Origin of the sequence: Streptococcus oralis (assembly GCF_016127915.1) — a bacterium.
GTDB lineage: Bacteria > Bacillota > Bacilli > Lactobacillales > Streptococcaceae > Streptococcus > Streptococcus oralis_BO.
In genome coordinates this window covers 1,187,520-1,201,251 of sequence record NZ_CP066059.1, presented here as the reverse complement: position 1 = coordinate 1,201,251, position 13,732 = coordinate 1,187,520, and the positions used below count along the sequence as shown (strand labels likewise).

At 39.5% G+C, this 13,732-nt stretch carries 11 protein-coding genes and 1 pseudogene; 1 reads left to right on the top strand and 11 read right to left on the bottom strand.

The window, feature by feature from the left end:
- Window positions 1-39 precede the first annotated feature (39 nt).
- Window positions 40-1,002, top strand: coding sequence for a DUF6574 domain-containing protein (locus I6H78_RS05780; protein WP_198459082.1), 963 nt, complete (start codon window positions 40-42; stop codon window positions 1,000-1,002).
- 62 nt (window positions 1,003-1,064) lie between these two features.
- Here the strand turns inward: I6H78_RS05780 and I6H78_RS05775 are convergent, their stop codons facing one another.
- From I6H78_RS05775 to I6H78_RS05730, 11 genes and pseudogenes are all read right to left on the bottom strand, one after another.
- A complete protein-coding gene (locus I6H78_RS05775; RefSeq protein WP_125441415.1) occupies window positions 1,065-1,925 on the bottom strand; it encodes a DUF4299 family protein in 861 nt (286 codons plus the stop codon).
- Between the two features lie 120 nt (window positions 1,926-2,045).
- Window positions 2,046-3,032 (bottom strand): oxygen-dependent tRNA uridine(34) hydroxylase TrhO, encoded by a 987-nt coding sequence (trhO, locus tag I6H78_RS05770; RefSeq protein ID WP_125441416.1) that lies wholly within the window; start codon window positions 3,030-3,032, stop codon window positions 2,046-2,048.
- A 131-nt stretch (window positions 3,033-3,163) separates the two neighbouring features.
- The gene (locus tag I6H78_RS05765) at window positions 3,164-3,460 is read right to left on the bottom strand and encodes a bacteriocin immunity protein (protein ID WP_198459081.1); all 297 of its coding nucleotides are present in this window, start codon (window positions 3,458-3,460) and stop codon (window positions 3,164-3,166) included.
- Window positions 3,461-3,528: 68 nt separating this feature from the next.
- Window positions 3,529-4,218: a CPBP family intramembrane glutamic endopeptidase gene (locus I6H78_RS05760; RefSeq protein WP_198459080.1), complete on the bottom strand. Its 690-nt coding sequence runs from the start codon at window positions 4,216-4,218 to the stop codon at window positions 3,529-3,531.
- A gap of 160 nt (window positions 4,219-4,378) precedes the next feature.
- Window positions 4,379-5,863, bottom strand: coding sequence for an ABC transporter substrate-binding protein (locus tag I6H78_RS05755; RefSeq protein ID WP_198459079.1), 1,485 nt, complete (start codon window positions 5,861-5,863; stop codon window positions 4,379-4,381).
- 108 nt (window positions 5,864-5,971) lie between these two features.
- On the bottom strand, window positions 5,972-6,895 hold the full coding sequence (locus I6H78_RS05750) for a carbohydrate ABC transporter permease (protein ID WP_000818344.1): 924 nt from the start codon (window positions 6,893-6,895) through the stop codon (window positions 5,972-5,974).
- A 13-nt stretch (window positions 6,896-6,908) separates the two neighbouring features.
- Window positions 6,909-7,838 (bottom strand): ABC transporter permease, encoded by a 930-nt coding sequence (locus tag I6H78_RS05745; RefSeq protein WP_000714584.1) that lies wholly within the window; start codon window positions 7,836-7,838, stop codon window positions 6,909-6,911.
- Between the two features lie 289 nt (window positions 7,839-8,127).
- The gene (locus tag I6H78_RS05740; RefSeq protein ID WP_198459078.1) at window positions 8,128-10,272 is read right to left on the bottom strand and encodes an AAA family ATPase; all 2,145 of its coding nucleotides are present in this window, start codon (window positions 10,270-10,272) and stop codon (window positions 8,128-8,130) included.
- Window positions 10,273-10,368: 96 nt separating this feature from the next.
- Window positions 10,369-10,434, bottom strand: a pseudogene (locus tag I6H78_RS09475) (XRE family transcriptional regulator); the annotation flags it as partial.
- Between the two features lie 462 nt (window positions 10,435-10,896).
- Window positions 10,897-12,777, bottom strand: a complete 1,881-nt coding sequence (locus I6H78_RS05735) for a beta-N-acetylhexosaminidase (protein WP_198459077.1) — start codon at window positions 12,775-12,777, stop codon at window positions 10,897-10,899.
- Window positions 12,771-13,640, bottom strand: coding sequence for an ROK family protein (locus I6H78_RS05730; RefSeq protein ID WP_198459076.1), 870 nt, complete (start codon window positions 13,638-13,640; stop codon window positions 12,771-12,773). The genes I6H78_RS05735 and I6H78_RS05730 overlap by 7 nt, the downstream gene beginning before the upstream one ends.
- Window positions 13,641-13,732 lie beyond the last annotated feature (92 nt).

Genomic DNA, 13,732 nt, shown 5'->3' with positions numbered 1-13,732 from the left:
CTAAAGATAGAAACGACCATAAAAAAAGGAGGTTCCACCATGACACAAGAATGGTTTGAAAGTGCCGATCTTGAGAAGAAATCACCTCAGCCAAAATCAGAAATCCAGCCCAACGAGCCAGAGACTTCGGAAACTGTGGAAACTGAACCACAAGTAAGCGAAGAAACTTCTGTCTCACCTAAAGAGTTAGAAATACATGAGGAGGAAGCTCCCGAAATGATTGAGGAAGCCCAAACCAAGGAAGAGGGAGAAGGGAAAGCTGAAGAGGAACACAAGCCAGAAACCCCTGCAAAAGAGAAAAGTATCCTCAGCAAGGCTTTAGAAAGCCCCTATATCCCAGATATTGACCCTCGTAAAACTGCTCGATTCAAAGAAGAAATCGCACTGTTTTGGACTTGGCTACTGGATGCTATCCAAGAACCAACTGCCAGCAAGACTACGGACCAAAAGCATCGTTACAGTGTCTTTGGCCTGCTCACTTTGCTGTCTTCTATTAATCTTTTCTTTAGTATCTATCATATCAAGCACCTCTACTATGGCTATATGGCATCTATTGCCAATAGTTTACCTAACCAGCTCCCTCCTTTAAATCTCTTTGCTGGACTTTCTATCTTAGTCGCTAGCGCTCTATTTTACTTTTCTATCATTTTGGGAGGCTTTACTGTCCGACGTGTGCTGGATCAGGAGAGCGACTTCACATTCCAAGAAGCTTGCGATCGTTACAGCCGACTCTTTGCTATCCCACTTGTCCTAACAGCTCTAGCAAGTTTCTTTGCACTCTTTGGTGGCTTACGATTTGCTGGCATCCTCACTCTTCTAAGCATGGCCATCTTTGCCCTTGGAAATCTCTTTGTGATTAGCAAGCCAAGTAAAACCAGCAACCTTGACCCATTTTATCGTTTCTTGCTAGCTGTCTTACTTGATGGTGCTATTCTCTTACCCTTCTTCATTGCAGAGCTCGCGCTGACAGTAGACTACCTTCGCATCCTGACATTCTTTTAACCAAAATCCCTGCCATTTGTTAATGACAGGGATTTTTATGCTTACTCTTTTTTAAACAAGACCTACTCGATGCTTGCCAATTCTTCAAAATCTTTTCCCAAAATGGCTTGTACTGCTAGTTGATTAGCATCTAATTGCTGGTAAAATGCTTCTGGTAGTGACTCTAGGAATTTTGCATAATCCAAGCGAGCGATGGCTTCATAGTCTTCTGCTTTTGAGCCATCACCAGAAATCGTCACTAGGTCAATCTCCCAAATAAGCTCCTTGCCTGCTAGCTGCTCGGTATAGGGTGCTGGCACAAAGGGCTCCTTAGGTAAAATCGTCTTGACTCCCTGGGCTAGGTGATAGATACCGTGCACCTTGCCTTGAGCATCCGGGTAAAATTTCACACTGGCAAGGTAGGCATCAGAGCCTTGAACCTTCTTGACTAGATCTTCAAAACGTGCCAATCCATCCTCAGCCAAAAAGCTCTCGAGGTATTCCTTGTTGAGATAGATAGGGGATAAGAGCCCTTGGCAGTATACTAGACGAGCCACTTTGTCAGCTAGATAATGCTTGACCGTTTGTCGGAAATAAGCTTCAAAGTCAAACCCTTCTAGCCCTTCTACCGCTTGCCCCAACTTGCTCGATAGGGCTTGGAGGAGAGCTTCTACAATCTCCCAGTCCGCTCTAGTAATGAAGTCAGGAATCACCACTTGATAGCCTTTTCGACTATCCGCATAGTTCACCTTGAAGAGAAATTGCGACTGGCCTACAATCCCACACTCCATGTATTCGAGACGATTGAGGGGCTGACGGAGATAGACGGCATCATAGCTATGCGACTCCAAACCCTCCACCAAGGACAAGATGGACTTGGCAGTCAAGACCTCCTGTTGTCCTAGAATGCTTTCTTTATTTGGGATAAAAAATGTTTTCGCCATAACCGGCCTCCTTTGAAATCGTTTACATATAGTATACCCTATTTTCCTGAAAGATACAGAAACAAATTTTAGATTTTTAGATAAAAAGCATAGAAAAACAGCCCCTGAGGGCTGTTTGCTTTATACTGTAGCGACTTGATCCAAGCTTTCACCGATTACAGCTAGACGCTCGATTACTTCTGCTTGTGTCAATTCATTTTCTGAAACATAGCGGTTTCGTGGGTGAACACGGCACTCGTGTGAGCATCCACGGAGATACTTGTCTTCATTTTCTTCTGATGTTAGGATACGACGGTTACAGAAGGGATTTCCACAGTTGACATAACGTTCACATGGTGTTCCATCAAACCAGTCTTTCCCTACGATGGTTGGGTTAACATGGTTGACATCGACTGCGATACGCTCGTCAAAGACGTACATTTTCCCATCCCAAAGCTCACCTTGAACTTCTGGATCTTTACCGTAAGTTGCGATTCCTCCGTGCAATTGGCCGACATCTTTGTAGCCTTCACGGACCATCCAGCCTGAGAATTTCTCACAGCGAACTCCACCTGTACAGTAAACCACGACACGCTTGTCCATGAATTTTTCCTTGTTGTCACGAACCCATTGTGGCAACTCACGGAAGTTGCGGATGTCTGGCCGGATAGCCCCACGGAAGTGTCCTAGGTCGTACTCATAATCGTTACGTGTGTCAAGGACAACTGTATCTTCGTCAAGAAGGGCTTCTTTAAACTCTTTTGGAGACAAGTATGCACCTGTTGTCTCAAGTGGGTTGATGTCGTTGTCAAAGTCGTTGTCTTCCAAACCAAGGTGAACAATTTCTTTCTTGTAGCGAACAAACATCTTCTTGAAGGCTTGTTCATTTTCTTCGTCAATCTTGAACCAGAGGTCTTCCATTCCTGGGAGGCTGTGAACATAGTCCATGTATTTTTGAGTTGTTTCGTAGTCACCTGAAACAGTCCCGTTAATCCCCTCGTCAGCGACGAGGATACGGCCTTTGAGACCGATTGATTTACAGAAAGCCAAGTGATCTGCCGCAAATTGCTCTGCGTTTTCAATTGGAGTATAAAGGTAGTAAAGTAAGACACGAATATCTTTTGCCATAAGATTTGTTCTCTTTTCTATTCTTAAATTCTCAGAATTTTTCATTCAACTATACTAGTATACCCACTTGGGAAAACGAATGCAATTTATTTGACCGGAAATTATATAGAGAGACCTATCACTGCACTTCATCAGTAACCATAGCGAATCGCAGATAATTCTCTCAATTTTTTGATTTGCTTAGCTTGACTTTCTGACAAACCCAGCTTATTATCAATCAACACACGTGAGATGTCAACGTTCATTTGGCTCAGAATAAATGGAGTAGAGGTTCCATCGTCCTCTAATCGTTTTTTATAAATCACTAACTGATTTTTCAGGGGAGCAAGTTGAGGCACATCCTTTATATCTTCCAATAGATGATCAATGATGGTCATCGCTTCACAACGCCTTTCACTTCCTCCAGCAAACCATTTTAATGGTGTCATTCTCATTTTCCTCCTGAAATTCGCTTATAAATTGAAAAACTATAATTCCTAACTCTCCAGCCAGTATTTTACCCAAGCACCCTATGTAAAAAAGTCAGCAAAAATGGCAAGGTCGCTACAATATTATTGATCACATGCACTGCATAGGATGGATAAATGCTCTTGGTATAACGGGTCAAACCAGCAAAAATGATTCCAGATGTTGCAAATACGAAGATATCTAACAGACTAGGAAGGCTTGAAAAATGAGGGAGAGCAAATAAAATAGAAGGAAGAAGCAAATCAAGGCCAAATCGCGAATGTTTAAAGAAAGCATGTTGCAACAAACCCCTATAGATCAATTCTTCCATCAGTGGAACCAGAAAGAACAGGGCTATATAGGTACCTAGCTCTGCAAAGTTAGTCCCACTATAACCAATCAATACAGCCCAACCTTCAGCAGTTGACTGGACATGTTTAGCTGTCTGAACGTTAAAAGAGATCTGGAGCACTACCACTAATACTGTCAAAATCGAATACCAAAGCCATTTTTTTCTCGGAATGCGAAAGAGATAGCCATGGCCTGTCTTAACCAGAATCCAAATCATGACTCCACTAAATAGCAGACTTAAGATATTTTGAATCCAGAAGATATTTCCTACCTGAGAAGAAAATTGCCAATAATTTTGAACAATAAGCGTCAGCTGAGAAAGGCCAAATACGAAAAATAGGTAAGAGAAGACAGCACTCATTTTGAATAGAAGTTGATACTTTTTCATGATAGACCTCCTGTAGATACATGTGTATCACATCGTCGAAACGCTTAGAACTACTGTTTTCATTTTTACATCCTAAAAATCACTACCTCCCCTAGAGAATTAGGGAAGGCAGTGATCACATTTTTAGGAATTAGGAATGAATACACGAAATCAATCGAACTTATGATTTTTTATTTTTCAAGAATTCGTCGTATTGTTTTTGCATTTCGTTCAATACTTTTTCGTAGGCACCTTCAGATTTCAATTTTTCCATTAATTCTGGGATTGCTTTATCTGGGTCTACAGTACCAGTGTTGATAGCTGTATCGAATTGTTGCATTGTGTTAGAAATTGCTGAGATTTCAGATTTCACACTGTCAGTGTTAAAGATGAATCCAAGCGCTGGAGATTCTTTAGCTTCAGCCAATTGTTTCTTAGAATCTTCGATTTGTTGGTCTGTAACGTTTTCGTTGATGTAAAGGATCCAGTTGTTACCAGTGTTCCATCCTGACATGTGAGTGTTTCCTTTGTAGGCATCAAGAACACGTACACGGTTTTCTTTACCTTCAACTTTTTCCCAGTTCTTGCCTTCTGGACCGTAAACAAGACCGTTCAAGAGTTCTGGGTTCGTGTTCAAGAGGTTCAACACTTCCATTGATTTTTCTTTGTTCTTAGAGTTGTTTGAGATAACAAAGTTAGCAACTTGTGTTGTTTGGTTTTTCTTGATAAAGTTAGTGATTGGTTTGATTTGGATGTCTTTGTTAGCAACACGTGAGAGCAAGCTGTTACCGTAGTCAGCTGGTCCTACTGTTTCTTCACGAACGAACCAAGTATCTTGTTGAAGTTCAAATGAAGTGTCGCTTGTTGCTACGTCTTTTGGAATATATCCAGCTTCATAGAATTTGTGAAGAGTCTTCAAGTGTTCTTTGAAACGAGGCACTTCGTAACGGTTTACGATCTTAGTAGTGTCTCCTTCAAGGTCGATAACAAATGGAAGTCCGTTCGGTACTGGGTAGTCAAAGTTATCAGATGGGATAAAGTTCTTCGTAACCGCAAATGGTACTACGTCTGGAGCTTTTTCTTTGATTTGTTTCAAGACTGGCTCAAGTGTTTCGTATGAAGTGACACCTGAAATATCGATACCGTATTTAGCAAGAAGTGTTCCGTTGAAGGCAAAGTTTTGAGATGATGCAACGTTGGCTGCAACTGGAACAGCATAGATCTTACCGTTTACAGTGTTCCCTTTGATGTAAGCTGGGTCAAGTGCTTTGTAAAGCTCTGCTCCTTCTTTTTTATACAATTCTGTCAAGTCAGCATAAGCACCTTTTTGAGCATTTACGACATAGTTAGATGCAAATGCGATATCATAGTTTTCACCAGATGATGTGATAACAGACATTTTCTTATCATAGTCACCCCATCCAAGGTATTGGATATCCAATTTAGCACCGACTTTTTCTTCGATGATTTTGTTTGCATTTTCTAGCAATTCATCCAAGTTGTCTGGTTTGTCACCGATTTGGTACATTTTGATTACAGGTTTTTCACCTGAAGTAGTATCAGCAGCTTTTTTGTTGTTACCTGTAAGGTTTCCACAAGCAGCAAGACCAGCAGCCAAAGCGACTACGCTAGCAGATGCAAAAGCATATTTTTTCCAGTTTTTCATGATAAAAACTCCTTTTTTTATTTTTAAACTTATAAACGATTTAATGATTTGTAACTTCAGTCACTAAGATGAAGTTGGGAAGGGAGAAAGGGTGTTTCTCAGCAAGTGCTATTCTTTCACACCACCGATCGTCAAACCTTTAACAAAGTAGCGTTGGAAGAATGGATAGAGAATCGCGATTGGAAGGGTTGCAACAACAACCATGGCCATACGACCTGTTTCTTTCGGTAGAGCGACTCCCAGTTGACCAGATAGGCCGACTGCTTTTGCGATGTAGTCCATATTTTGCTGGATTTGCATGAGCAAATATTGCAATGGATACAAGTTGTCACTCTTGATATAAAGAAGGGCGTTGAACCAGTCGTTCCAGAAACCAAGAGCTGTCAAAAGCGTAATGGTTGCGATACCTGGAAGTGACAATGGCAAACAGATCTGGAAGAAGATCCGAGCTTCACTGGCACCATCGATACGAGCAGATTCGAGAATGGCTTCTGGAATGGTCTTCTTGAAGAAGGAACGCATCAAGATGATGTTGAATGGTGAGAGGAGCATTGGAACAATCAAGGCCCAAACGGTATCACCCAGTTGAAGCAGGCGAGTGACCACGATATAGCCTGGTACCAAACCAGCATTGAACAACATACTAAGAAGAGCGAAGATCGTAAAGAATCTGCGGTACTTAAAGGTTGTCCGTGAGATGGCATAGGCATAAGTGGTTGTAATGAAGACGTTGGTCACTGTTCCGACTACGGTTACAAAAACTGAGATAAAGAGCGCTTGGAGGATCTTATCTTTAAACTGAGCTAGGAACTGGAATCCATCTACACCAAATTTCGAAGGGAAAAAGCTATATCCATACTGGAGGATGCTCTTTTCATCTGTCACCGAAATGATGATAACGAAGATAAAGGGCAAGATACAAGAAAGAGCGATCAAACCAGAGATAATACTAAAGAAGATATCTGCTTTCTTACTGAAGGAGTGAATGCCGACATTATCGATTTTTTCTTTTTTAATTTTCTTTTCTGCCATATTCTCCTCCTTTCTAGAACAAAGCTGAGTTTGGATCGACTCGTCTTGCAAGCAAGTTTGATAGGATAACCAGAATCAAACCGACTACGGATTGGTAAAGACCGGCTGCTGAAGCCATACCGATATCTGCTGTCTGAGTCAAACCATTAAAGACATATACGTCCAAAACGTTGGTTACATTGTAAAGCTGACCAGCATTGTGTGGAATTTGATAGAAGAGACCAAAGTCTGCACGGAAGATATTTCCGACTGCAAGGATGGTCAAGACTGTCACAAGTGGAGTCAACTGAGGAATGGTTACGTTGCGAATACGTTGCCACTTGCTAGCCCCGTCCACTGTTGCTGCTTCGTAGTAGGTTGGGTCAATTCCCATGATTGTCGCATAGTACATGACACTGCTATATCCAAAGCCTTTCCAAATACCTAGGAAAAGGAGAAGATATGGCCAAATGCCTAAATCAGCGTAGAAGTTGACTTCCTTCATGCCAATGGATGTTAGGAAATGGTTGAAGACCCCTTTGTCAATGTTTAGGAAGGCATCTGTAAAGAAACTGATGATAACCCATGACAGGAAGTAAGGGAACAACATAGACGTTTGGAAAATCTTAACCATTCTCTTAGAGCGGAGCTCGCTGAGGATGATGGCAATCCCTACTGATACAATCAAACCGATAAAGATAAAGCCGAGATTGTAGAGAACGGTATTACGAGTGATGATAAAGGCATCTTTTGAACTAAACAAGAATCTGAAATTATCTAACCCGACCCATTTACTATTCACAATACTATCTATGAAACCATTACTGGTCATATGGTAGTCTTTAAAGGCGACCACATTCCCAAATACTGGAATGTAAAAGAATAGAATCAACCAGAGTGCCCCTGGTAAAACCATCAAGAGAAAAATCCAGTTATCTCTCAAGGTCTTTGAAAACTTTTTCATAATTTCCTCCCTTTTTATTCCTAAAAACTGATTTCATCGAATTTTTAGGTTTGATAACGATTACATTATTAGTATACTCCTATTTGAAGGCTAGGTTAAACTACTAATTATAGAAAAAACTCCACAAATTATTTTTTGTGGAGAAGTTTTTTATAAGAAATAGGTTTCACGAGAAACACTCTGTTTCTAATTGTGAGAATCCATTTGAAATCACAACTACCCGTCTAACGGGTGATTTCCACCAGGGCTATAAGCCCAAAGTACCAAAAGCTAGAAAAAGCACTATTTTCTAGCTATCTAATCGTCTCATTGACTCAAAATGAATTTTATCTACTTGCTGAATGAATTTCATAATGAATTTTGAATTACTTAATATTTCGTCACTTTTAATTGGACGATGTGATAACACATTAATAAACGAAAGGAAACTACCCAGTTCTTGTTTTCGATTATTCCCCATGTGTTGCCCCGTCGCCTTTTCAAAAATATCTTCAATCTCTTTTTGATTTGTCTTTTGCGGGAGCAAATTAGGCTTCTTGAAATTTAGAAACTCTTCAAATACTCTTCTCATACTATTTGCAGCATGATAAATATCACAGTCATTTAAACTGTTCAAATCCTTCAATGAGAGTTCGTATAGTTCGATAAACAATTTTTTATAAGGTGATACATTTGTAGCACACTCTCGAACTGCACTTTGAAATTGTTGTGTAGGTTCCTTATAGATTTCAAAAAGCTTTGCATCTGTATTATTTTTAAAATGATATGACATCTGACAAAAATCATCCCAGGAATGTGTCAAGACAAAGATTTGGATTTTTTTCTCACTTAACAATTTCTTTATGATTTCTAAAACATAAAATTTATTGGCATCATCTAAACTAGAAATTGGGTCATCAACGACTATTAATTCAATTTCTTTTTTTAATTTAGTCTGTTTGTTGTCATTATACAGTTCAAAATAGAAATACAACAATGATAGTAAATTTTTCTCTCCCTCACTTATATCATCTACAGTTAACTTACATTCTTCTATTGTGTGTTGTAAGTAATAATTTTTATCCTCTAAAATTAACTTTATTTGAATTCCTAAATTCTTTAACACATAATTTAAAAATTTCATGAAATCTGTATACTTTGATTGTTTTTCTTTTAATTTATTAATTTCACTATCTATTTGTTCATTCCTTTTTTCAATTTCTAATAACTCTCTTTTCTCTCTGATTAATTCTATAAGTTTTAACATAAAGTTATTCTTAACTAAAGCCAAACAGATTTTTCCTTTTGCTAAGATCTCAATATTATTAATAGTGTCGTCAAGTTCTTTAATTTTATCTCTGTATCCCTTTCTAATTTTATCAACAACACTATCCACTTTTAATTCAAACTTTGAAATTGAATCTGTAAAACTATACGTTGTGCTCATATCTTGAATCTTCGACTCAATAGTCGATGCAAGTTCAGCTAATCTAGATACGTTGTCACTATTAATAATTTCTTCAATAATTCCAGATTCAATATTAATCAAATTTAACTGACTTTTCAGCTTATTTTCATCTTTAAGAAGAGACAAATTGTATTTAAGTACTCCTTTTATTTTTTCCAGTCGTTCAATATCTTTTTGTTTTTCATTTTCTTTATATTCTTTTACTCTTTGTTTTACATCATCAAGGGTGAAAGAATTCTGGCAAAATAAACAATAATGTTCTGCATCTTTATGGAGTTCTATACCTTGTTCTAACCAATGTAGCAATTCTAATGTGGGGATTTCCTTAATATCCTCATAGGATTTTTCTAGAACATCTTTCAAAAACTCTTTATCTTCGTTAGTAAATTTTGTAATTTTTAATTGTGGAAATAAGCTTGATAATATATTTTGTTTAATTTTCTCAAAACTTTCACTATCAGGTTCAAATGATGCTATAAACTCATCCGATGAGTTGATTTCACGTGCTCTTTTTAAATCTTCTATATAGAGATTAAAAACTTCTATAGGACCTAGTGTGGCTTTTCTTTTATTAATTTTAGCTTTTCCTTTGTTTGAATCATGTATAGTATCAATTTCAATCCTCAGATTATTTTTTTTATCACTAATGGAACTTTTTAAAGTTTTTACATCTACTTTTTGGGTTTCTAGCTCTTTTATCGTTTTAGCTATACTTGCGTCGTTCTTACTAAAAGTTACCCTAACACCTTTTATAATCGAAACAGTATCATTTAATAGTAATGTATCTTTTACATAATCTTTATTGAAGAGTCGATACGAAGTTTCACTTTTAACACTGGCTTTAAAAGTATCAATGATACCCAATGCCAAAGAACTCTTCCCTCTACCATTATATCCAAATAAAATATTCTTCTTCTTAAAAAAATTAGGGGGAGTAGTATAGTCTTTAAAAGATTTTCGCGATAAATTTGTAATTTGTTCAATCATATTAAAATACCATCTAAATAGTTTTGTATTAATTTTTTAATTTCTTTTCTATGTTCTTCCGTCAGTTCGTATTATCTCAATAAACTAACAATCTCCTCAAGGCCCATCATATTGTCCTTTTAGAATCTCAAAAGAAGTATTTAAGATTTCAGCTAATTTTTCTACTGTTTCATCTTTTGGATTCCTTCCTCCACTTTCTCACCTAGCATACTGGACTTTTGCTACACCTAACTTTTCAACAACTTCTAATTGAGTAATTCCTTCATCTAGTCGGACTTTTTTAAATTGTCTTTTAACATTTTAAAATTGTTTTCACTTTTTCATTGACTGATAACCGAAAAGGTTACTTTGTATTTATATAACCAAAATGGTAATACAAAATCCATAAAAAACGAAATATGGCTAAATTGAGGATATTATGAAATCTACACAATACGCAATAAAAGATAACAACACTCATTCTTTTTATTCACCTAGTTTAGAAGCATCTGTTCTAATAAATGATAATCTATTTAATTACATACGAGACGAATAAATTGATCTTCGAGCTCTTAATCTGCTGTCAAGTTCTCTAGACAAGCATTTTAGTTAGTTTATAAACTAAGTAGTAGGGTATTCTTGCCTTTAAGTCGTATAAATCGTCGATGCGGTCGCAATAGTGTGCCACTGGTTGGCTGTAGTTGCTGCGAAGTCCTTGTCTGCGTAGAAGTCAGTAAATGGTAGGATCTCGACTTCTAATTCTTCGATGCGGTCAATCTGCCCTGCCAGATAAGCCTCGATACGACTTTCTGCTCGTTTGAACCGTTGCAAGAGTCCGCCCATACGGATATCGACTGTATCTAAGCCAAAGACCTTGTTTTCTTTCAACCATTGGTGGCTAAAGAGAGCATGGAAGTTTTCAATCTCGCTTCTGAGTTTTGGTAATTCTTGTCTTGCGATTTCTCTCAGACTTTCTTTATCGTTTACTTGGTAGGCCTGACGAATGCGTCGTCCCACATCCACTTTACTGCTTAAAATCTGGTTCAACTGGGCCTGAGTTTCAAAGAGGTAAGAGTAGGCACCAGCTTTTTCTTTGATTTCAGCAAGCGTCTCAGCTGCCTGAGCGAAGTGCGGTTTGTCCTGTTCAGGTGTCATGTGTCTATCAAGAATAGGGCAAAGAACATCCTGATAAAAGACATAGCGATTAGGATTGATTCCACTGAGATTGTCCGGCAAGTCTGGCAAGAGGTTGGCTAGGTCAATCTGCATAAAGTCCTCAATTGATAAACCTGTATTGGTCTTGAAGTGAGCAGACAGACGGTCTAGGTCATTGCGGTAGCTGAGCTCTGCCCAGATTTGCAGACTTGGTAGAATAGAGAATTGGGCTGTTTCACCACCATTGTCTCCCCAACCCGTTACAATGACTTCTTTGATGTCGTTAGCACGACAGGCTTTGTTGGCTTCTACAGCAATGAGACGGCTGAAATGGTTGTTGGGTGTGAAACCAATCCACTTCCAAGCTCCACCTGCAAAGGCGATATCCTGGCTAATCTTGTGGTGATTGCGGAAATTGCGATTGTATTTTTCCTCGCTATCCTGATAATAATCCCAGTAAACCAAGGTTACACGGTCTTTGAGACGATCTAGGTAGACACGAGTTTCTTCTGGAATCTCCACGTCACGATCGTACTGGCCATCCGCTGACATGAGTTTAAAGAACATATCGCTCCACATCTGGCAGTGGAAACCATACTTGTCTGCAATATCCAGCACGCGCTCCAAGTGTTGGCACATGAGAAGACTACGGTCCACAACACCGTTCAAGATGAGGTAACGTCCCAAACCAACCAAGTGGGCTTCGTCCATCCCGATATTGACCTTGCGAGTCTGCAGTTTAGATAGAGTGGCAAACATGCCATCAATCAGGTCATACACCTTTTCTTCTCCGATGAGGAGAATATCCTCTACATCACGGAGTTCTTGCACTTCCTTGACACCCCATTTGACAAAGGCTGATAAGTGAGCCAAGGTCTGGATACAAGGCACAAAGGTCATATCAAACTGCTGGGCATAGGCTTCAATTTCCTGCAACTCTTCTGCTGAATAAGCCCCGCGGAAATAACCAAAGTAAGGTTGCCCCTCGATTTGATAAGTGTCTTCCATGTAGAGCTCAAAAGTTGAATAGCCCATGAGAGCTAAGACTTCAATCATCTGTTTGGCCGATGCCACATTAAGCACGGCATTTCGGGAACAGTCTGCCATGTAGGCTAAATCTTCATAAGCCGCCTGCTCTTCAATCGCTACTTTGTCACCTTCTACTAGAGCTGTTGCTAACAAGGACACGGCGCGGTAAAGTTGGTGAGGTTTGCGATAGGTTAGTTGATAGTGTCCACTTTCACCCTTGATAGAGATAGAGGATTGGTCAGACTGAGCGACTGCAACTTCCACATCCGGTAGGGAAATGTGACTTTTTAAAGCCTCAATAGCTTGCGCTTGTTTGGGACTAAGTCCTGTAAATCTTACCATTGGTTTTCCTCCTGTAGCCAGTTGACAAGGGCACCGTAGAGATTGGCATCTGCATGATAGGTGCAGGCTTGGATCACTGGTGCGACCGTGTATTCTTCGTAGGTTTCGACAAATTCATCGACAGCTTTTTTGACCCCTTGGATAAAGTCTGGGTTTTGACTGATGGAACCTCCCAGACTAATAACATCTGGATCGATCAGATACTGGATATTGAGCAAGCCTTGAGCCAGATTACGGTTCATGCGCTCAATGGCTTCTTGGCAAAGGGCATTGCCTGCTGTAGCTTCTTGGTAAATCTTGCGTCCGTCCCAGTCAGTCTGACCAGATTTTTCAATCACGTAGCGAACCATGTTCCCTGTAGATGCTAGTAGCGACCAGTTGTTGAGCTTTTCTGCTGGTGCAATGGTTGTCATGTAGCCAAATTCTCCACCCAAGCCGTGTCGACCTCGGTGAAGCTTGCCATTGATAATCATGGCACCGCCGATTCCTGTCCCAATCACGACACAGACTGCATTTTCAATCTCTGGATGAGCCAGCAGTTCACTCAGTCCAACACAGTTGGCATCATTTTCTAGATGGACAGGTAGCTTGTGATGAGCAAGGGCCTCATACCAAGAAAAGCCATGGATGTAAGGCACGGCACTGATTCCCTCAATCACACCTGTTTCTTGATTGACCGCGCCTGGAACACTCATAGCAATACCCTTATAATCTTGTTCTGCCAAGCGTTGGTCTAGCCAAGCTAGTAAATCCTCCAAACTTTCTGGCGTTGGAGTACTTGTCTTATCTAGTATTTTTCCATCGGAAGTTAGACTAGCAAATTTTATACCGGTCCCTCCGATATCAATGGTTGCAATAATCATTGTTCTTTACCGTAAAAAGGGGCGAATCAGCAGTTAGCCCTTACTTTTTCGCCCCTCCTTTCTATCTCATAGTATTAGTTATCAAACACTTT